General features: G+C 64.7%; 18 protein-coding genes and 1 tRNA gene. 6 read left to right on the top strand and 13 right to left on the bottom strand.

What is annotated here, in order from left to right; translation table 11 throughout:
- Positions 1 to 2 precede the first annotated feature (2 nt).
- From CGLAU_RS05765 to CGLAU_RS05755, 3 genes are read right to left on the bottom strand one after another with little or no spacing between them, the layout of a single operon-like run.
- Positions 3 to 1,556 (bottom strand): DAK2 domain-containing protein, encoded by a 1,554-nt coding sequence (locus CGLAU_RS05765; RefSeq protein ID WP_095659865.1) that lies wholly within the window; start codon positions 1,554 to 1,556, stop codon positions 3 to 5.
- An 11-nt stretch (positions 1,557 to 1,567) separates the two neighbouring features.
- Positions 1,568 to 2,212 carry a uracil-DNA glycosylase gene (locus CGLAU_RS05760; RefSeq protein WP_095659864.1) on the bottom strand — a complete coding sequence of 215 codons (645 nt, stop codon included), beginning with the start codon at positions 2,210 to 2,212 and terminating at the stop codon, positions 1,568 to 1,570.
- Positions 2,209 to 3,174, bottom strand: coding sequence for a thiamine-phosphate kinase (locus CGLAU_RS05755; protein ID WP_095659863.1), 966 nt, complete (start codon positions 3,172 to 3,174; stop codon positions 2,209 to 2,211). Before CGLAU_RS05755 ends, CGLAU_RS05760 begins: the two co-directional genes overlap by 4 nt.
- A gap of 35 nt (positions 3,175 to 3,209) precedes the next feature.
- Between CGLAU_RS05755 and CGLAU_RS05750 the strand changes: the two genes are divergently transcribed.
- On the top strand, positions 3,210 to 4,118 hold the full coding sequence (locus CGLAU_RS05750) for a DUF3515 domain-containing protein (RefSeq protein WP_095659862.1): 909 nt from the start codon (positions 3,210 to 3,212) through the stop codon (positions 4,116 to 4,118).
- Here CGLAU_RS05750 and CGLAU_RS05745 read toward each other — a convergent pair.
- The gene (locus CGLAU_RS05745; protein WP_095659861.1) at positions 4,090 to 5,154 is read right to left on the bottom strand and encodes a D-alanine--D-alanine ligase family protein; all 1,065 of its coding nucleotides are present in this window, start codon (positions 5,152 to 5,154) and stop codon (positions 4,090 to 4,092) included. The two genes, CGLAU_RS05750 and CGLAU_RS05745, sit on opposite strands and share 29 nt — an antisense overlap.
- Before the next feature lie 19 nt (positions 5,155 to 5,173).
- Positions 5,174 to 6,172 carry an NAD(P)H-dependent glycerol-3-phosphate dehydrogenase gene (locus CGLAU_RS05740; RefSeq protein WP_095659860.1) on the bottom strand — a complete coding sequence of 333 codons (999 nt, stop codon included), beginning with the start codon at positions 6,170 to 6,172 and terminating at the stop codon, positions 5,174 to 5,176.
- 77 nt (positions 6,173 to 6,249) lie between these two features.
- On the opposite strand from CGLAU_RS05740, the gene CGLAU_RS05735 reads away from it, so the two are divergent.
- The 3 genes from CGLAU_RS05735 to CGLAU_RS05725 are packed head-to-tail and all read left to right on the top strand — an operon-like array spanning position 6,250 to position 8,197.
- Positions 6,250 to 7,254, top strand: a complete 1,005-nt coding sequence (locus tag CGLAU_RS05735; RefSeq protein WP_095659859.1) for an NUDIX hydrolase — start codon at positions 6,250 to 6,252, stop codon at positions 7,252 to 7,254.
- A 43-nt stretch (positions 7,255 to 7,297) separates the two neighbouring features.
- Positions 7,298 to 7,735 carry a hypothetical protein gene (locus tag CGLAU_RS05730; protein ID WP_095659858.1) on the top strand — a complete coding sequence of 146 codons (438 nt, stop codon included), beginning with the start codon at positions 7,298 to 7,300 and terminating at the stop codon, positions 7,733 to 7,735.
- A 3-nt stretch (positions 7,736 to 7,738) separates the two neighbouring features.
- Positions 7,739 to 8,197: a hypothetical protein gene (locus tag CGLAU_RS05725; protein ID WP_095659857.1), complete on the top strand. Its 459-nt coding sequence runs from the start codon at positions 7,739 to 7,741 to the stop codon at positions 8,195 to 8,197.
- Here the strand turns inward: CGLAU_RS05725 and CGLAU_RS05720 are convergent.
- The 3 genes from CGLAU_RS05720 to leuC are packed head-to-tail and all read right to left on the bottom strand — an operon-like array spanning position 8,194 to position 11,265.
- The gene (locus CGLAU_RS05720; RefSeq protein ID WP_095659856.1) at positions 8,194 to 9,225 is read right to left on the bottom strand and encodes a hypothetical protein; all 1,032 of its coding nucleotides are present in this window, start codon (positions 9,223 to 9,225) and stop codon (positions 8,194 to 8,196) included. The genes CGLAU_RS05725 and CGLAU_RS05720 overlap by 4 nt on opposite strands.
- 17 nt (positions 9,226 to 9,242) lie before the next feature.
- Positions 9,243 to 9,833 carry a 3-isopropylmalate dehydratase small subunit gene (gene leuD, locus CGLAU_RS05715; protein WP_095659855.1) on the bottom strand — a complete coding sequence of 197 codons (591 nt, stop codon included), beginning with the start codon at positions 9,831 to 9,833 and terminating at the stop codon, positions 9,243 to 9,245.
- A 10-nt stretch (positions 9,834 to 9,843) separates the two neighbouring features.
- The gene (leuC, locus tag CGLAU_RS05710; RefSeq protein WP_095659854.1) at positions 9,844 to 11,265 is read right to left on the bottom strand and encodes a 3-isopropylmalate dehydratase large subunit; all 1,422 of its coding nucleotides are present in this window, start codon (positions 11,263 to 11,265) and stop codon (positions 9,844 to 9,846) included.
- 23 nt (positions 11,266 to 11,288) lie between these two features.
- On the opposite strand from leuC, the gene CGLAU_RS05705 reads away from it, so the two are divergent.
- Positions 11,289 to 12,005, top strand: a complete 717-nt coding sequence (locus CGLAU_RS05705; protein WP_095659853.1) for an IclR family transcriptional regulator — start codon at positions 11,289 to 11,291, stop codon at positions 12,003 to 12,005.
- Between the two features lie 115 nt (positions 12,006 to 12,120).
- Positions 12,121 to 13,584, top strand: coding sequence for an integrase core domain-containing protein (locus CGLAU_RS05700; protein ID WP_095659852.1), 1,464 nt, complete (start codon positions 12,121 to 12,123; stop codon positions 13,582 to 13,584).
- Positions 13,585 to 13,683: 99 nt separating this feature from the next.
- Here CGLAU_RS05700 and CGLAU_RS05695 read toward each other — a convergent pair whose 3' ends face one another.
- The 5 genes from CGLAU_RS05695 to CGLAU_RS05675 all read right to left on the bottom strand — a co-directional run bounded on the left by CGLAU_RS05695 (position 13,684) and on the right by CGLAU_RS05675 (position 20,279).
- A complete protein-coding gene (locus CGLAU_RS05695) occupies positions 13,684 to 16,443 on the bottom strand; it encodes an FAD/NAD(P)-binding protein (protein ID WP_095659851.1) in 2,760 nt (919 codons plus the stop codon).
- A complete protein-coding gene (locus tag CGLAU_RS05690; protein ID WP_095659850.1) occupies positions 16,434 to 17,417 on the bottom strand; it encodes a pyridoxal-phosphate dependent enzyme in 984 nt (327 codons plus the stop codon). The genes CGLAU_RS05695 and CGLAU_RS05690 overlap by 10 nt, the downstream gene beginning before the upstream one ends.
- 49 nt (positions 17,418 to 17,466) lie before the next feature.
- A tRNA-Glu gene (locus CGLAU_RS05685) sits at positions 17,467 to 17,539 on the bottom strand.
- A 76-nt stretch (positions 17,540 to 17,615) separates the two neighbouring features.
- Positions 17,616 to 18,659 (bottom strand): ABC transporter ATP-binding protein, encoded by a 1,044-nt coding sequence (locus tag CGLAU_RS05680; protein ID WP_095659849.1) that lies wholly within the window; start codon positions 18,657 to 18,659, stop codon positions 17,616 to 17,618.
- On the bottom strand, positions 18,660 to 20,279 hold the full coding sequence (locus tag CGLAU_RS05675; protein ID WP_198305041.1) for an ABC transporter permease: 1,620 nt from the start codon (positions 20,277 to 20,279) through the stop codon (positions 18,660 to 18,662).
- Positions 20,280 to 20,290 lie beyond the last annotated feature (11 nt).

Here is a 20,290-nt window from a genome sequence, read left to right as displayed (position 1 = left end):
GCTTACTCCACTCCGATTTCCGCGATCGCGCCCAGGTTGTCTGCCGGGTAGGACATGATCGCGACCCCGAGGGTGTCTTCGAGGGCGTCGAGCTCGGCGCGGTCGAACTGCTCCGGATCGAAGAGTATGGCCACTTGCTCGCCGCCGTGGGCGAGGAAACGCTTGCAGGTGCGCTCGACGGCGGTGATCGGGTCGTCCGCGATGAGCACGGTCTCGCCGTGCGAGGTGACCACGACATCTCCCTTTGCCACCGGCCCGCCCTGGATAAGGCCAGCGCGGGGGGCGCGGTGGGCGACGGCGGTGCGCATTTCGCCGGCGGCCTCGGACATGGTGAACGCGGCAGTGGCGAGCGGCTGGGACGGGTCGTGAACCGTCAGCGCCGCGATGCCGGAGACGAGGCGGACGGTGGGCAGCAGCGTGACCGTCTGCTCGAAGGCGTGCGCCGCCTTTTCGACGGCTGCGAGGTTGCGGTTGTTCAGCAGGCCGTTTGGCAGGAGGATGACCTCGCTGGCTTCGGAGCGGCGGATGGTGGCGAGGATTTGCGCGACCACGTCTTCGCCAGGCTGCACTGCGACCGCACCGGCGAGTTCGTAGAGCCTTGTGAGCGCGCCGGGAGGTGTGACGGCGACGATGACGCGCTCCGGGACGTGGGTGGTGGGATCAGCGGGCAAGATCTCCAGCCGCAGGTCGCTGACCTCACCGAGAGCGTAGGCACGCTCGATCACAGCGCCGGCGTCGTGCGAGTGGATATGGACCTTCGCGGCGTCTTCGAGACGCGCGATGACCAGGCTGTCGCCCATCACACTGAGTTCGCGTTCAAGCACGTCGACGTTACCGGCGAACATGAACATCACTTCGAGGTTGCCGGTGGTGCCGTGGGCAACCGTTGCGTCCGGTTCGAGGTCGAAGGGTTCGGTTGGTTGCACGGTGGCGTCGCCAAGCAATGCCTCGAGCAAGACCACGAGGCCGGTGCCGCCCGCGTCGACCACCCCTGCCTCGCGCAGTACCTCGAGCTGGGAGGGGGTGTTGGCAAGCGCAACGCGGGCGGCTTCGGCGACAGCTTGGGCCACCTCCTCGATACCTGGGTTGGACGGATCGGCGGCAGACGCCACGGCCTCAGCGGCTGCGACTGAGGCAGCGCGCAGCACTGTGATGACGGTGCCCTCGACGGGGTCCGCGATTGCGCGGTCGACGAAAGTCACGGCCGCGGCGAGCGAATCCGCGATTACCGCGCCGCCGGGGGTGTCCTCTGAAACGGTCTGAGCGATGCCACGCATGACCTGCGACAACACGACGCCGGAGTTTCCGCGGGCGCCTTTGACAGCGCCTACAGCAAGGGCCTCTGCCACCTGGCGTACATCAGCGTCGCTGCCAAGCTGCTCCGCCTCTTCCACCGCTGCTGCCATGGTGTGCGCCATGTTCGATCCGGTGTCCGCATCCGGAACCGGGAACACGTTGAGCTTGTTGATTTCCATCCGCCGACGGTTCAGCTCATCAGCTGCGCGGCGCGCCCACGCCATGAGCTGCGCACCATCGAAAGCGGAAGGTGTGGCCATGGGCGTGTAGTTTACAACGACCAGTCGACAGGTTCCGCGCCTTGGGCGATCAGCGCCTCGTTCGCCTGGGAGAATGGTCGCGAGCCGAAGAACCCCCTTGAAGCCGACAGCGGCGACGGGTGCGGCGAGGTGATCACCGGCGTCTCCCCCAAAAACGCCTTCGCGGATTGCGCGTCGCGGCCCCACAGGATCGCTACCAGCGGCTTGCCTCGTTCCGCGAGCGCCCGGATCGCCGCCTCGGTCACGGCCTCCCAGCCCTTGCCGCGGTGCGAACCCGCTGCACCAGGGCGCACCGTGAGCACGCGGTTCAGCAGCAGGATCCCTTGGTTCGACCAAGCGGACAAGTCGCCGTCTTGCCGGGGCGGGATGCCCAAGTCGTCGTAAAGCTCTTTGTAGATGTTGACCAACGAGCGCGGCGGCGCGACCCCTGGCTGCGTCGAAAACGCCAGCCCCATGGGGTGACCCGGCGTGGGGTACGGGTCTTGGCCGACGATGAGCACCCGCACCTCGTCGAAGGGTTGCTGAAACGCGCGCAGGATGTCGTTGCCCCGCGGCAGGTACGCGTCTTGCGCTCGCAGGAAGTCACCCATGTCGTGGATGTGCTTTTCGACGGGCCCGAGCGCGCCCATCCAGGATTCGTGCACCGGCAGGCTCATGCGAAGCTCTCCCATCCGCCGGTGTAGGCCGGCTCCTTGCCGTCAATCCGCACGCCCTGCTGGCGGCTCACTGTGCCGATGGAGCGGAAACCGACGGGCGCAGAGCCGTCGCAGGTGCCGATGAGCGCATGGTCCTCTCCACCGGTGAGCACCCACTCCCAGGGGTCGATGCCTAGGAGCAGCCCGGCGTCTTCGAGCAGGCGGTCCGGTTTGATGGCCACGGAAGACAGGTCGATGCCCACGCCGGACATCCGCGCCATGGTGGACAGGTCGCGGATCAGGCCGTCGGAGTTGTCCGTCATCGCGGTCGCACCTGCGGAGCGCGCCACCACGCCGCGGCCCGGGGTGATCTCCGGCACCTGGTGTGCCTGCACCAACGGTTCGAGCGAAGCCGGGATGCGCACCCCCGACTCCAGCAGCGCGAGCCCGGCGGCGGAGTATCCCAGATGGCCGTGCGCCACCACCCGCTGCCCCGGCCTGGCCCGGTTGAGGCGCAGCGCGTCGAGGTTGCCGCCGAGCGAGCCGATCGCGGTCACGGAGATCACCAGTCTCTCGCCGGAGGTCACATCGCCGCCGACTAGCTCGGAGGCCCACTCCTGCGTCATCGAGCCGAGCCCGCGCGCGAGCTCCTCTACCACGGCCACCGGGGTTTCCGGCGGCGCAGAGATGGCCAGCAGCGCAGCTAGCGGGCGCGCCCCCATCGCTTCGATGTCGGCGTAGTTCTGCACGACTGCCTTGCGCCCGACGAGGTACGGCGTGGTGTAGTCGGCGCTGAAGTGGCGGCCATCCACCAGCATGTCCGTACTGGCTACCACGCGCGAGTTCGGCGTGGACGGGGTCAGCACCGCAGCGTCGTCGCCGTTGATGGTGGAGGGCGCGGCGGTAACGATCGCCTGAATCACGCCGGCTTCCCCCACCTCCCCCAAGGACGGCCCGGTTTCCGGGAATCCGGTGTGAATCACGATGTGCCAGGGCCTTTCAAATAGACTGAACCGCTATGAGCTCCACAGCGCAGGACACGAACAAGATTAACCGGACACCCATCTACATCATCCTGGGGCTCGCCCTCGCGTTGGTCGTCGGAGTCCTGTTCGGCTCTCGGTACTTCTTCAACAAGGTCGCGCTGCAGCCGGTAGCCATGGCCCCAGTCCCCGCACCCATGGCTGATTCGCCGGAGTGCACTCAGCTTGTCGACGGCCTCCCGTCCAAGATCGCCACCTATCCCCGAGCAGAGCTGGCGGAACCGGCTCCGCCCGGGGCCGCCGCGTGGCAGAAGTCTTCGACCGAGCGCGTCACCCTGCGTTGCGGCGTCGACCTGCCGTTGCAGTACAACGAGTACGCCGAGGAATTCATGATCATGGAGCTTGACGGGGTGAAATGGCTGCAGGTCAACGATCCGGTTTCCACGATGGCCACCTGGTTCACGGTCGACCGCTCCCCTGTTTTGGCCGTCACCGCGGACACTGAGCTTATCGACGAGCCGCCGGTGATGGAGATTGACGCGGCCTCGCTGCCGCAAAGCGACGCGCAGCCGGCGCCGGCACCAACGTCCACGCTTGCCGAGGGCGACACCGCCGTGTGCGGCGACCTGGAGCAGGCCGCGCCGGTGGAGATCGCTGACGGTTTCGTAAACGTCCACGTTGACCGCGAGGACACCCTGGTGTGGATTAAGCCGGGCTACGAGCCGGTCGTCCTGCGCTGCGGTGTCGCACCTCCTCCCGGCTACGAAGCTGGTGCCGCGCTGACCCAGGTCAACGAGATCCCCTGGTTCCAGGACGAGGAAGCAGGGGTGTACTACGCCCTGGGACGAGCCACGGACGTGGCGGCGACGTTCCCGATCACCGGGTCGAACGAGATCATCACCAACCTCTCCGACTTCATCGCTGAGACTGTGCCCGCGCAATAGCGGCGGTAACGAGCACGTCGAGCAGCTCGCCGTAGGAAACCCCGCTGGCGAGCCAGACCTGCGGGTACATCGAGATCGGGGTGAAGCCGGGCATGGTGTTGATCTCGTTGAGCACCGGCCCGGCATCCGTCATGAAGAAGTCCACGCGTGCGAGCGACTTGCAGTCCAGCGCCTGAAACGCGGTGATGGCCATGGACTGCAGGGTCGACACCGTTGCGTCGTCATACGGCGCGGGGATGGTGGCGGTGACGTGGTTGTCGAGGTACTTCGTTTCGAACCCGTAGAAGCCCTCGTCTGAATCCTCGGTGCCGTTGAGCTTGGCGGGTAGGGACGCCTCGAGCCTGCCGTCGGGGTGTTCGAGGACGCCGAGTTCGACTTCGTCGCCGATCAGCGCGCCCTCGACAAGCACCTTCCCGTCCTGCTCGAAGGCGAGCTCGAGTGCGGCATCCAAATCCTCCCAGCGCTCGACCTTGGAAACGCCGATGGAGGAGCCACCGTTGGCCGGCTTCACGAACGCCGGCAGCCCGAGGCGCTGCTTGTCCGCGTCGCTGACTGTGGCGCCGGGCTCGCGCACAATGGCGCACCGAGCCACTGCGATGCCCTCTGCGGCGACGAGTTTCTTCGTGTACTCCTTGTCCATTCCGCACGCGGAAGCGAGCACGCCGGGGCCGACATACGGGATCCCGGAGAGCTCGAACATGCCCTGGATTGTGCCGTCCTCGCCGTACTTGCCGTGCAGCACGGGAAAGATCACGTCCACTTCTGCAACCGCCTCGCCGGTTGCGGCGTCGGTGAAGGTGCCGCGGGTTGAAGGTGCCGTCGATAAGCTAATGGCTCTGCCTGCGGCGACCTCGGGCAAAGCTGCACCCCCGACTGGGTCGAGTGAGCCTTCGACCCAGGTGCCGTCGCGGGTGATGCCGACCGGATAGACCTGGTAGGTGTCTTTGGGGAGCTCGGCGATGATGGCGCCGGCGGAGATGCAGGAAATCGAATGTTCGGTGGACTGGCCACCGTAAATCACGGCAATGCGAATCACACGTCGAGCGTACCCGGGGCTACTCAGCCTTCTTGGAACGGCCCATGAGCGCGGCGACGGTGTCGCTGACCTTGAAATCTCCGTGGCATACGGCGTGGACGGCCGCTGTGATCGGCATGTCGACGCCCTGGGATTCCGCGAGCTGGAAGATGCTGCGCGAGGAGATGACGCCCTCGGCGACCTGGCCCTTGGTGGCGGCTTTCGCCTCGTCCATGGTGGCGCCCGCGCCGAGGGCCGAGCCGAACGTGCGGTTGCGCGAGAGCGGCGAGGAGCAGGTGGCGACCAGGTCACCCATGCCTGCGAGGCCGGCGAAGGTGCGGGCGTCGGCGCCGAGCGAGAGGCCCAGGCGGGTGATCTCGGCGAGGCCGCGCGTGATCAGGGTGGCGATGGTGTTCTCGCCCAGGCCCTGGCCGGCCGCCATGCCGCAGGCGAGCGCGATGACGTTCTTGGTGGCGCCGCCGATCTCGCAACCGATGACGTCGGTGTTGGTGTAGGGGCGCAGGTAGTTCGTTGCGCAGGCGGCCTGAACCAGCTTCGCGCGGTTTTCGTCCTCGCAGGCGATGACCGTAGCTGCCGGCTGCTCCTCGGCGATCTCGCGCGAGAGGTTGGGCCCGGAGAGCACGGCGATGCGGCTGGGGTCGGCGCCGGTGACTTCGGCGATGATCTCGCTCATGCGCATGTGGGTGCCGGTCTCGATGCCTTTGGAGATGGAGAGCAGCGTGGTGTCCGAGCGCAGCAGCGGCGTCCAGTGGGTGAGGTTTTCGCGCATCGTTTGACTGGGCACGGCGAAGATCGCGATGTCTGCTGCCCCGAGCGCTTGTTCGGCGTCCGATGTCGGGGTGATCGCCTCCGGCAGCTCGATGCCTGCCAGGTAATCCGGGTTTTCTCGCGTGGTCGCCATAGTGTCTGCCAACTCCTTGCGGCGGGCCCACAGTTGCACTGCGTTGCCGCCGTCGGCGAAGACCTTTGCCAAGGTGGTGCCCCACGAACCAGCACCCATGACTGCCACGTTAACCATGCGACAACGCTAACATCTGGCATCTGCTGGCGCGTGGGAGGATGCAGTGCGCGAAGCTCTACGACACAATAGAACCCATGGCTACTTCCGAGCTCCACGAGCAAGACAAAGACACGTCCGGCGAGATGTTCGTCACTGGCCGGCACCAGGAAGTGCCCGTCAAACCGCAAAATGAGTTCCCGCGTACGACTCTCGCTGCAGGCGCTGTGCTGTGGCGCGGTGACCTGAGCGCTCCGGAGTCCCTGGAGGTGGCGGTCATCCACCGCCCGCATTACGACGACTGGTCGCTAGCGAAAGGCAAGCTCGATCCGGGCGAGTCCCTCGTGGTGGCTGCAGTGCGTGAGATTGCAGAGGAAACCGGTTACACGATCCGGCTGGGCAAGCTGATTGGCAAGACGGTGTACCCGGTCAAGAACACCACGAAGGTGGTCTACTACTGGACGGGCGAGGTCACCGGCGGCGAGTTCGCACCCAACGACGAGGTCGACGAAATCCGCTGGCTGCCTATCGACGAGGCCAAGGAGCTGCTCAGCTACGACCTGGACCGCGAGGTGCTGGCGAAGGCGCAGAAGCGCTTCAACACACCGGCGGACGCGCGGGTGCTCTACGTGCGCCACGCCCGCGCGCACGACCGCGAGAAGTGGACCGGGGACGACAACCTGCGCCCGCTGGACAAAAAGGGCCTGCGCCAGTCCGAGATGCTCGTGCCGATGCTCGCTCCCTTCGCGCCAACGCGCATCTTCTCGGCTGAGCCGGACCGCTGCCAGGCCACGGTCGCCCCGCTTGCGGACGAGCTGAACCTGGATGTGACCGTCGATGCCCGCTTCGGTGATCACGCCTGGTTGGAAAACATGGTCGAGGCCCAGCAGGCGTTCATGGATGTGGTCGCTCTCGGCGGGGTCAGCGTCATCTGCGCGCAGGGCGACATCATCCCACACATGGTCGCGTGGCTGTCCTCGCAGGGGACGCTCCCGATCGACACCGATATCAACGCCAAGAAGGGCTCGGTGTGGGTGCTGCACTTCCGCGAGGGCCAGCTCACCGGCGCGGACTACATCCCCACAGCGCTGCCCGTTCAGTAGCCGAGCAAGAGAGCTTTTTCGCTTGACGACGAAAGGACCGACGATGACCCAAACTTTTGCCCCAGTCGACCAAGAACGCATCGAGACGGTGTTAGATGAGTTCGACCTGAAGCACTTCCGCGGTGAAGACGGTACGACGCGCACCGCGTTTCCGGGCCTTGTGGTGTTCTTCCAGATCGAGGACTTCGGATTCAAGGTTTCCACCCGCTGGCTGGCCACCGCGCGCAGCGCTGAGGACATTCAGACGTTGCGCCTTGAGTCCAACACCCTGAACCAGATGATGATGCGGATTAGGCTTCACCCGGTTGTTCGCGCAGACGGCACCGCGGTGCTGCTGATCGAGGCACCGTTTTTCACCACTGTCGGGGTGACCGATCAGCAGTTGCGCCAGATGCTCAACTTCTACTTCTCCGGCATCCACCACGTCGCTGAGCAAATGCGTGGGCACCTGCCGCACATTGTGGACGAGTTGGAGGCGTAACCCATGATCACCCCAGAACTGAAACCACTTTCCATCGAGCGTGTGCAGGAACTCTTTGACAAGCACGGATGGCGCTACAGCATCCTCGACGGCGGCAAAACGCTGGCCACCGGGTTTTCCGGCATCGGCATGCAGATCCGGACGTTTAAACCCGCGCTGGTGATCGTGAGCACCGTGGCGATAGATTCCGTGGGTCTCGACCGCTTCGACGATCTCCTGCTATGGGTGGAGAGCTACAACAACTTCAACGCGTACCCCAGTGCTACCGCGCTGGAGGATCCGGAGTTCAACCGCGCCATCCTCGGCGTGAATTACTCACTCCCACGCAGCTGGGATTACTCGGACGAGCAGTTCGAGGCGCACATCAGCTCCGGCATCGAGGGCGTGGTGAACGCGTCGCGCGATTTCCTCGGCGAGTTCGCCCCCGAGGTCCTGCAACAGATCGACCAGGAGCTCGGTTAATCGCTGAGTAGGCCGTCGCGGCGGAAGTCCTCGGTGAGGTCAATCAGCACGCGGAACAAGAAGCCGTCCTTGAACTCGCCGTAGATCGGGTGGATGCCACCATCGATTCCGGTGATGGTCATGCCGTAGTTGGTGTCCACGAACCCGCCTTTGCCGGTGTGTTCGACCGTGTTAAGCGTCGGGATCTCCGCGGTATCGCTGATGATCACCTCGACATCGGTACCGACCGCGCCAATTCGGTAGAACCCATCTGGGTTCTTCTCATCGGGGTTCGCCTCCGGCACTCCCTCGGTGATCGTGTGTGCCACTTCGGCGTTTTCGTAGCGCCGAAGCCGCTCGGTGGCCTCTTGGAGTGCTGCCACGAGTCCTCGAACTGATTGCGTTCGCACCCGTTCGTCGACCTTGCGTGACTCCTCAAGTTTGCTGAGCTTTGCAAACTTATCCACGGGTACGGTGACGCCTTCGATTCCGTGTGTCATGTCCACCAGCAGGCGAATCGCTTGCCCGTTGAGCACATGAGCGAGCACGGGGTACGGGCCTTGGCCTGCGATCGGGGCGCCGGTGAGCGCTTGCGCCGATTCCCGGTCGATCATCCCGACCCGGTGGATGGTGTTCTCCCGGCCAGCACCCGGCTCTGCGATGAAGGTCTCTTGCCCGGAATCTCGGGCGGCGTCCGGATCGGTGGCAAGCAGGAGGAGTTCGTTCTCAAGGAGGCGATTCGCCTCCCGGAGCCGTCTCGCTTCGTCGCGGGCGGTGGTCGCTTCCATGCGCTCGTTCTTGAGTTTCGACTCAAGTTCCTCGCGCTCCAGTTGGACGTTGCGGATCGGGGGCTGATTGCGTAGCTCGAGCAATTCGCGCCGCACCTCGGTCAACTCGCGCGTCGCATTGTTGGATTCGATGCGAAAATCCCGCACCTCCCCCTCAAGCCGTTGTATCTCCTCCTGCGCGCGGTTCATCGCCTCGTGGTGGCGGACGCGCTCGAGAAGTAATTGCTCCTCGAGCCTCACGACGCGCGGGTCTTCAGCCATACCGCAATGCTAAGCGTCTAGGAGACAGCCGGCTTAAACGCAGGCCTCTGCGCCTCGAACTCGGTGATCGCGCCCTCGTCGCGAAGCGTGAGCCCGATGTCGTCCAAACCCTCCATGAGCCGCCAGCGGGTGTAGTCGTCGATGTCGAAAGTGAAGACGTTCTCCCCCACCCGCACGGTGCGGTCCTCGAGCGAGACGGTGACTTCCTGGCCCGGTTCCTGCTCAAGCAGCTTCCAGATCAGTTCGATGTCGGCTTCCTCCATGATTCCGGCCAGCAGACCGGCCTTGCCGGAGTTGCCGCGAAAGATGTCGGCGAAGCGGGGGCTGAACACAGCGCGGAAGCCGTAGTCCATGAGTGCCCACACAGCGTGTTCGCGGGAGGATCCGGTGCCGAAGTCGGTGCCAGCGAACAGCACCGAGCCGTTCTTGAATGCTTCCTGGTTCAGCACGAAGCCGGGCTCGGTCTCGCGCCAGTTGGAGAACAAGCCGTCCTCGAAGCCGGTGCGGGAGACGCGCTTCAGGTAGCGCGCGGGGATGATCTGGTCGGTGTCCACGTTCGTACGGGTCAGCGGCACGCCGACACCAGTGTGGGTGGTGAACTTCTCCATGGTTGCTCCTTTAGAGGTCGGCGGGGCTTGCGAGGTGGCCGGTGATTGCGGTCGCGGCGGCGACCAGCGGGGAAACCAGGTGGGTGCGCCCACCCGGGCCCTGGCGGCCTTCGAAGTTGCGGTTACTGGTGGACGCCGAACGCTCCCCTGGCGCCAGCTGGTCCGGGTTCATACCAAGGCACATGGAGCAGCCTGCAGTGCGCCACTCGGCGCCGAAGTCGGTGAAGACCTTGTCCAGGCCTTCTTCTTCCGCCTGCTGTTTCACCATGGTTGAGGATGGGACGACCAGCATCCGGGTGCCGTCGGCAATGTGCTTGCCCTTGACCACCTCGGCGGCGGCACGAAGGTCCTCGATGCGGGCGTTGGTGCAGGAGCCGAGGAACACAGTGTCGATCTTGATGTCGCGCAGCGGGGTGCCCGGGGTGAGGTCCATGTACTTGATGGCCTTCTCCGCGGCCTGCTTGGCGGCGTCGCCGGTAAAGTCCTCCGGGTCTGGCACGTTTTCGCTGAGCGGCAGGCCCTGGCCGGGGTTGGTGCCCCAGGTGACAAACGGGGTGAGCGCGGAGCCGTCGATCTCCACGACTGCGTCGAACTGCGCTCCGTCGTCAGTAGGCAGCGTCATCCAATAGGCAACCGCGTCGTCCCAATCGGAGCCCTTCGGCGCGTACTCGCGACCCTCGACGTAGTCAAAGGTCTTCTGGTCCGGCGCGACCATGCCGGCGCGCGCACCCGCCTCAATGGACATGTTGCAGATGGTCATGCGCGCTTCCATCGACAGCTTCTCAATGGCTTCGCCGCGGTACTCAATGACGTAGCCTTGGCCGCCGCCGGTGCCGATCTTCGCGATGATGGCCAGGATCAAGTCCTTTGCGGTCACGCCCGGCTGCAGCTCGCCGGAGACCTCGATAGCCATGGTCTTGAACGGCTTGAGGCTGAGCGTCTGGGTCGCCATGACGTGCTCGACCTCGGAGGTGCCGATACCGAACGCGATCGAGCCGAACGCGCCGTGCGTTGAGGTGTGGCTGTCGCCGCAGACAATAGTCATGCCCGGCTGGGTGATGCCCAGCTGCGGGCCCACGGTGTGCACGATGCCCTGCTTCACATCGCCCATCGGGTGCAGGCGCACGCCGAACTCCTCGCAGTTCTTGCGCAGGGTTTCCACCTGGGTGCGCGAGGTCGGCTCGGCGATTTCTAGCAGATTGCCGCTCACGATGCCTTCGGTCGGCACGTTGTGGTCTTCGGTAGCCAGGTGCAGCTCGGGGTGGCGCATCGCGCGGCCGGCCATGCGCAGACCGTCGAACGCCTGCGGCGAGGTCACCTCGTGGAGAAGCTGGAAGTCGATGTAGATCAGATCCGGCTCACCGTTCTCGCCTTTGGTGATGACGTGGTCGCGCCACACCTTCTCCGCCAGCGTTAAGGGTTGATCAGCCACAGCAACTCCTCCTTGGTTCCAGAATGCGAGATGATAGTATCCATGCCGTGAGACAGTATAGCGAAGACTCCGGGATCAAGGTCCTCGACCGATCCGTTGCCATCGTGCGTTCCGTTGCCAGGGGCGACAAGTCGCTGGCCAGCCTCAGCCAGGATACCGGTTTGCCGCGCGCCACCACCCATCGCATCGCCACGGCCCTCGAGGTCCACCACATCCTCGCGCGCACCGCCGAAGGTGCGTGGACCATCGGCCCGGCACTCGCCCACTTTGCCTCCGGCACTCCGCCGAGGCTCATCACCGCTGCCGGCCCAATCATGCGCCAGCTCGTCGAAACTACCGGCGAATCGGTCCAGCTTTACGAGCTCACCGGCGACACCCGCACCTGCATCGCCTCCGAAGAGCCCGAGTCCGGCCTCACCTACACCGTCCCCGTCGGCTCCCATCTCACCCTCGCCGCAGGCTCCGCCGCTCGGGTTTTCGGGGCATTTTCGCTTATCGACGCCTCCCCCTTCCGCCCCGAAGAACTCGCCGACGTGAAGAAATTCCGCCTCGCAGAATCCGTCGCGGAACGCGAGGTCGGCCTCGCCTCCGCCTCTTCACCGATCTTCGACGCAGACGGACGCGTCGTCGCTGTGCTCTCGGTGTCCGGCCCCGCGGAGCGTCTCGGACCGAGCCCCGCTGCGAAGGTGGGCAAGGCGCTCACGGCCGCCGCCGAGGAGCTGTCCGCAGCACTGGCTTAGCGCCGAATTAGCGCTGGACTGTGATGTCTTGGGACTTCTTGGGCATGGAGTCCAGGAAGTTTTTGGACGTGATGTCTAGAGGCTTTTTGGACATTTGCGGCGGTGGAATAGCCCGATGGCTATTCCATTGCACAAGCGCAGAAAGGTCGCTGATTTTGACCCGGTCCGCGACGGCAAAACGATCACACAGTTTTGCAAAGAATTGGGCATCTCGCGTCAGACCTACACCAACATCAAAAAGCGGGTTGCCCAGAAGGGTCGATCGGGCATTCTGCCGGATTCGACCGCTCCGAAGAACCCGGCCAGAAGATTCGATGAAGCCGACAAAATCGCAGTCGTCAACGCTCGGCAACATCTGATGGAACAGGGGTTGGATTACGGCCCGTGGTCGATCTATTACTCCTTGTTCGATTCCGTTGGTCCTGATCGCACCCCGTCGCGTTCCACCATCGCGTTGTGGCTTCATGAGTTGGGTTTTGTAGAAGCCAATGCCCGTAAACGCCCACGCAGCTCCTATAAACGATTCGCCCGCGATTTCGTTGGTGAGCTATGGCAGATCGACGGTCTGGTCTACCGGCTGTTCGACCACGCCCACACTCACGTGACGATCTACCAGGTCATCGACGACGCCAGCAGATTCGATGTAGGTACTAAAGCATTCGCTTTGCCGGAAAACGGTACTGATGCGCGCGCTGCATTAGCCGAGGCATTTGCTGTCTACGGCAAACCCCAAGAGATCCTCTCCGATAACGGCGAGGCGTTCGCCACCTACCACCGTGGACATCTCTCCGCTACTGAAGTGTGGCTTGCCAGCGAAGGAGTACTGGCTATTGCTGGGTTTGCTCCCACAACCCAGGGAAAAGACGAGCGCTCCCACCGCACCCTGATTCAGTTCCTAGACGCGCGCCACCCGGTCAGCCTTGCTGAGGTCAACTCGTACCTCGTTGAATACCGCCAGGTGTACAACGAGCGACGACGCCACCAATCGCTGCTGGTGGGCAAAATGCATATCACCCCACGCCAAGCTTTCGACACCTTCCCCAAGGCAGCACCACCCACGCATCCGCTTGATCCTGAAAATGTTTGGGCCCGCGTGGTCACTTTCAACCAAGCGCACAACCCGCAAGCAGCACTCATAGCGACAAACGGCCCCGGGCAAGCGGCAACTTCACCCGAGGCCAGCACCGATGACATGGCAGCTCAGCAAGGCATACCTCCCACCGATACCCCCACCCTAACGATGCCAACGACACGATCAACAAACAGTTGGGGCATCCCAGACGAACTCCGAGTAAGCAAAGACGGGGTCGTCCGCGTGCTCGCCCACGGCCTCTACATCGGCCTGAGATTCAAAAACCGTCTGCTCTACACCACGGTCACAGCGGACAACGTCGCTGAGTTTTTCACAGCCCACGACGGTGAATTCCTCTTCAGCGTGCCGCTGCCGATCACGCTGAGTCACAGGCCACCCGGCGGGCAGATCAACATCAACCTCGTCGAAGGGATGAAGCACCGCCAACCGCCACAGCTCAAACCGAACCTGTCCAAGCCCCGCCCAAAACGTAGACCACAACGATGATCAGCTAGGCACGTCCAAAAAGTCCCCGGACTCCGCGTCCAAAAAGTCCCCGGACTCCGCGTCCAAAAACTCTATGGACATAACAGAATTAGCGCTGGACTAGCGCTGGTCGATCGCGTCGAGTTCGCCCGGCGGGTAGACGACGTTTTTCGCCAGCGGGATCTGGTGCGACGCGCTTTCCAGAATGTGCATGAAGTAGCCGGCCGCGTTCGGGATCGCGATGATGTCGCCCGCCGCCACGCCGCGGGGGAAGCGGATTCTGCGCCGCAGAATCACCTCGTCCTCGATGCAGTACGCGCCGACCAAGAACGCCTCCATCGGTTCCGAATCTGCGCCGCGTTTGAGCAGGATCGGGTCGGTGAGGTAGTCGTCCGACGTGGTGCGGCACTGGGTGCGGTTCATCGCCAGCCCAACGAGGGGAAGCCCGTCCGAGCGTGTCTTGACAAAGGCCACCTGGGCGAGGATGACGCCGCAGCCGTCGAGAAGCGAACGGCCCGGCTCGAGATGCAACCGCAAGCCGCGTGCCTGCATGGCCTCCGCGACGCTATCGCCGAGCACCTGCTCGAGCCACGCGCCGCGCGTCGGTTCTTGCCAGTAGGGGTAGGTGTTGCGCAGCGGGTCGGATTTCCAGGTGAACGGCGCGGCGTAACCCTCGCGCTGCGCGGCGATCGCCGCCTGATAGTCACGCCACTGCGACTCGTGCTCCAGGTAGCGCATGGGCACGCCGCCGCCGATGTCGATGAATTCTGGCGCGTGCCCGGCGTCGCGCAGCCGGTCGATCAGCTCCATGCACTCGCGCAGTGCGCTCGAGCGGTCGGCCGCAGCGTACCCGTGCAGGTGGGCATGTACCCCGACTACACGCACGCTTGTCGACGGCTCTTGCAAATGCCGATCCCAATCCCGCAGGCGCTCACCAAAGCGCGTCGGTGGCATGGTGTCCGGGTCGGGCGCGAGGCGCGGGGCGACCTTGGCCTGCGTGCCGGCGGCCTCGGCGAGGGCGCGGATGCGGTCGTACTCTGCGCGGGTGTCCACGGAGATGACGACGCCGTTGTCGATCGCGAGCTGCAGCATCGGGTCCGGCTTGATCGCGGCGGAGCAGATGATGCGGTCGCCCGGCATGCCGTGCTCGAGGACCTGGCGCAGCTCGTTCTCGCTGGCGACGTCAACGCCGTGGTCCGTATCGCGCACGGTGTCTGCGAAGACAAGGGCCTTATTCGCCTTGCGGGCGTAGAAGATCTTCGTCTCCACGCCCATGTTCTCGCCGGCTGCGACGAGCTCGGCGATGTTCGCCTCCATTGGGCCCGGGTTGAGCACGTTCACCGGGCTGCCGAAGGCATCGATGAGGCGCTGCGCTTCTTCCGGGTCGGCGAGCAGCGCTTCCGACCAGTCGTAGCTGCGCGGTACGAGCGGGGGCAGGCCGTGAACGCGGTCGGGGTTGTCCATCGCGGCCGCGCTGACGCGATCCGCCCAGCGCTCGATCACGTCGTGCTTGTCGCGGCGCAGTGTGTCGTGGCCGAGGATGAGACCCTCGTTCATGCGGCCGGCCGCTGCGATGCGGGTCTGGCCGACCAGGGTGCCATCGCGCTCGATGTGCAGCGCATCTGTGTCGGCGTAGCGGGTGCCGATGCCGCGCTCGACAAGATCGCCGACCAGCGTGTCTTCGACGACGCCTGCGGGCGCGTTCACCGAGTCGATGACCACGGTCGCGCCGACCTCCTTAGCCAGGGCGGCCAAGTCCTCGTCGCCGCGGCTGAAAATGTCGGTGCGGATCCGGCCGGCATCGAGCATCGCGAGCAGATCGCGGGCGGATGCCGGCGGCGGTCCGAACGCGACGCGCTCAAGGGTGCGGGTCAGCGCGTCGAAACGCTGCCCGCCAAGGGTTTCACGCCCGCCGAAGGAGGCGCGCTCAACGATGGCCGGGTACGTATCGCGGAACGCGAGCGCCACCGCAAGCGCCGGGGTCCACGGCCGCTCGCCTTCTGCCGCGGCAAGAGAGGTGCGGAGTTCTGCCACCGGATCACCGGAGAAGTCCTCTCCGGTCAGCACAGCGTTGATGTCCGACTCGCTGCCCTCGCCGCCCACGATGCTGAGCACCTGGGTGGCGCAGTCGGCGAGGATGGCAACGAACTCATCGAAGTTGTCGCACTCCAGAATCTCCTCGGACGAAGATGCAATCACCGGTGCGAGTTCGTGCGACGTCGCATCATCCGGGTATGCCTTGACCTCCATGAACCGTCCCGTGCGCGTGACCGGGTAGAACACCTTAGCTTTGACGTAGCGGGTCACGTCGATGAACGTGAGCGCGGCGCCGCGCACCAAAGCGATGTCATCCTCCCCCACCGAGTCGAGCTGCGACGCGGGGTACGCCGGCGCAATCACGGGCAGTCCGGCAATCTCTGCACCTGCCAACGACCCGGGCCAGTGTTGCGCGTGGCCGGTGGTGAGCAGGACTTCCTCGAAAGGCTCGCCTTCGAGGAGCACGTGGGCGTCGTCAAGCGAAAGCTCCCTGACCTGCTCTGACCTGAATTCAAGCGAGCAGCGCGGCGGAAGGTGCTGTTCGAGCGCGCGCCACGAGGCCTGGAGGAACCTGCCGACGGTGTTGCGCGGCGGGAAGGGGTCGGTGGCGCCGCGCCAATCGTTGAAGCTGCCGAGCTGGGTCTCGATGACGTGGGCGGGCACGTTGAGCAACCACTCGTCAGGCAGGGATTCCTGGAACGCGCCGTTGCCGGACGCCGTGTCGATGGGACCGTCGTTGAACACCGCGAGCTCGATGGCGGCGCCGCGTTGGCGCGCGCGTTCCATGAGTGCTTCAGCGGCCCAGAGCCCGCGCGGACCAGCACCGATAATCGCTACACGCATTGCTGCACCCACTCATCGTTGTAGACGGTATCGAGGTACGCGCGGCCGTCGTCGTGGAAAATCGCGGCGATCTCGCGCGCGCCTTCGCGCGCAAGCTTATCGACGGCATGGGCAACCGCCCCGCCCGAAGCCCCCGGCGCAAAGCCAGTGGAGCGTGCCAAACTGCGCGCGGCTGCGATCGCGTCCTTGGCGGCGACACGGATCACGCGGTCCGGTTCAACTTCGTTCGAGAGCTCGGGCACCACCCCGGCGCCGTAGCCCGGGAGGATGCGTTCGCCGCGGGTGCCGTCGAAAAGCACGGAGCCCTCCGCGTCGACTGCGACGACCTCAGTGGCGTAGTTGTGCTCGCGGATGTGGCGCAGGCACCCGCCGACGGTGCCGGTGGTGCTGACCGAAACCACGAGGACCTCCGGCGCGTGGCCGAGCTGGTCAACGATCTCCGCCATCGTGCCGAAATCGTGGGCGTCGAACGCTGCTCGGTTGGAGTATTGGTCCAGGTTCACAGCGCCAAGTTCTGCTTTGAGCTCCGCGACCTTCTTGCGGCGTGCAGCGAGCCAGTCACCGGTGTCCGGGTCCGGTCCCGTGACCGGGTGCAAGGTCGCACCGAGTGCTTTGATCATTGCGACGGTGGCGGCGTTGGTGCGCTGGTCCACCACGCAGTGGAACTCCCACCCACCCGTGACAGCCTCGCGGGCCAGAGCCACACCGAGGTTGCCGCTGCTCGACTCGACGGCGATGGCGCCTGGGTAGAGAATGCCCTTCTCGGTCGCGTCGGCGACCAGTGCGCGCGCAGTGCGATCCTTGGCGCTGCCTCCGGGGTTGAAGGATTCGAGCTTGCCCCACACCTCAACGACGTCGGTGGCGGAATGGCTAAAGCCCGCGGACAAATCCACGAGCGGGGTGTTCCCGATGGCGCTGAGCAACCCACCTGGAAGGTAATCGGGTGACGCGGGAAACTTTTCAGTTAAAGGCATGCAGCCCAGCTTATGTCAAAGCTGGGCTGCACCTATTATTTCAAAGTTGTACCCCGTACGGGATTTGAACCCGTGTTACCGCCGTGAGAGGGCGACGTCCTAGGCCGCTAGACGAACGGGGCGCGTACGCGTTTGCGACTTGGTAATCATAAAAGATTGATCAGCCCAACGACAAATCCCCAGCTGGCGACGACTTCGCTACATCGGGTAGACGAGCGGGCGGGCGATAGAAACCGCCACTGCTTGGCCCACTTCAGGTCGCATCGCGGTCGAGGTGCGGGCGCGGAACACCACGCTGCCAACCTGCACACTGACCGAGTAGCCGGTGACCTCGAAGAGCACAGAGGTAATTTCGCCGCGCCGGGACTGCGGGCCCGGTTCTGAATCGACCGTTACTGCCTCCGGCAACACCGCGACTCTGACTTGCGGCGTCGGTTCGCCGATGACTTCGACTTCGCTCAGATCCCAGGCGAAGGCCGGGTCCTCCGTGATCACCTGGCCGCGGTCCACGCGACCGTCGAGAAGCGTGGCATCCGCGATGAACGATGCGACCCAAGGTGTGGCTGGGCGGGTGACAATCGTGTGCGGGGTGTCGAACTGTTCAAGTTGGCCGTCGCGGAGGAGTGCGATGCGGTCGGCGATGGCGATGGCTTCCTTGCGGTCGTGCGTGACGTGCACGGTGGTGAGGTCGGATTCGCGCGTGAGGGTCACCAGCTCCCGGCGCAGCGAGTCGCGCAACGGCTCGTCGAGGGCGGACAGCGCTTCGTCGAGAAGCAAGACTTTCGGGGTGGAGACGATCGCACGCGCGAGGGCGACCCGCTGGCGCTGGCCGCCGGAGAGCGTCGACGGCCGGCGCTTGCCGTAGCCCGCAAGGCCAACCTGCTCGAGCGTGGCCTCAACTCGCTGTCGCTGCTCCTGCTTCCCCACCCCGCGGCGCTGTAGCGGGTAGGCCACGTTTTGCGCGACGCTCATGTGCGGCCAGACTGCGTGCTGCTGGAACACCATGCCCATGTCGCGCTTTTCCGGAGGGGTCGAGGAGACGTCGGTGCCGTCGAGAGCAATTGAGCCTGACGACGGCTCGATGAAACCAGCTACCGATCGCAAGAGCGTCGTCTTGCCGGACCCCGACGGACCGACGAGGGCAACGAACTCTCCGCTGTTGACGGTGAGGCTCACTTCGTCGAGGCCGACGGTGCCATCGGGGAACACGACGGAGAGGTTGTCGATTGCGATATCGCTCATCTAAGACTCCTTGGAGGGACCCCGAACCGTCAGCGCCAGCGCGACAATGCCGATGATCGCGAACATCAAAGCGAGGGCGGAGGCCTGGTTGTAATTGCCGGATTGCTGCAGGTTGAACAGTTGCACGCCGATAGTTGTGGTGCCAGGTGCGACGAGCAAAATGGAGACAGTGAGCTCGCGCACTGCGGTCACAGCCACTAGCACGGCGCCGGAGAACACAGCAGGCAGAGCCATGCGTCCACTGGTGTCCCAGATCGCGCGCAGCCGGCCAGCGCCTGAGATCTGCGCTGCTTCCTCGACCGCGTCCGGGGTCTTCGCCAGCGGCGCGCGCACGGCCTGCAGCACCATGGCGGTGAATGCGCAGACATAGGCGAGCAAAATCACCCAGCGCGTGTTGTAAATGCCGGTGTAGCGGCCGAAGATGACCCAGCCGACGCCGATGATCAGGCCTGGCAGCGCTGCAGGGAGCAGCGTGAGCAGGGAAAGCGGCGTGTTCATCCGCGAGCGGGTGCGGGTGACCAAGATGCCGATTGCCCATCCGAGTAGTCCGCACAGCAGGGCGGCCCCGCCGGCGAGGATGACGGAGTTGGTGAACCCGTCGACTACCCGGGGGTTACCCAACGTTTTCGAGAAGTTGTCGAAGGAGATGTTTTCGGCATTAAACGGCACACCAGGAGCGGGAAGGAGTGCGCGGTAGGTCAAGCCGAGCAGCGGCCCGACGGTGATGGCGAGTGCGAGTACCCAAGTCACGATGGTGACTGGGAGTTTGGCAGTACCGAGGGCGAGCTTCATCGTGCCACCGCCGGTCACGGTGGATGTCTCGTGCCGCGAGATAACGTAATCGGCAACGACCGCCGCGACGCCGAGCAGCATGAGCACAGCACCGACGGTGGAGACAACCTGCAGCGGGTTTGAGACGGTCCCGGATTCCATCATCCGGTACACCATGGTGGCCAAGGTTTCGAACCGCACCGGCGAACCGAGAATCGAAGGGATGCCGAAGTCCGCCAAGTTGGACACGGCGGTCAAGGTGAACGCACTGAGAAACGCTGGCCCGAGAAGAGGGATGGTGACGGTGCGAAGGGCGGTGCCGCTGGATGCGCCTCCTACCCTTGCGGCGAGCTCCAAATCGGATGGGATTGAACGAAGCGCCGCAGAGACGATGACGTACACGACCGGGTAAGAGTGCAGCGTCATCAGGAAGACGATGCCGTCGGCACCGTAGAGGTCCCAGATCGGGCGGTCGAACACCGCGTTGAGCCCCTGGTTCCGTCCGAAAAGTTGCAACCAGGAGATGGCGCCGACGAACGGCGGAACAAGCAACGGAGAGAGGAGGAAAAGGCGCAGGCCAGAGGTTCCGCCCACGTCGGTTCGCTCCAGCAGGATTGCGACCGTCCCGCCGACTACCACAGCGCCAACGGAGGACAAGACCGTGGTGTAGAGCGAATTCCAGGTCGCTCGGCCTAGCCCTTGCTCAATGAGGACAGGAAGCTGGTTGCCTCCCAGCGCGAGCGAGATAACCAATGCCAAGGGAGCAGCGAACACCCCGATTGCGACAAGCCACACCCCAAGGTGCGCCAAGCGGAGCCCGAAGGTGAGTCCTTCTTTGCCCCGTGCCACTGCCCCGTTAC

The organism is Corynebacterium glaucum, assembly GCF_002287505.1.
Classification (GTDB): Bacteria; Actinomycetota; Actinomycetes; order Mycobacteriales; family Mycobacteriaceae; genus Corynebacterium; species Corynebacterium glaucum.
This window is presented reverse-complemented; position numbering and strand designations above follow the sequence as displayed.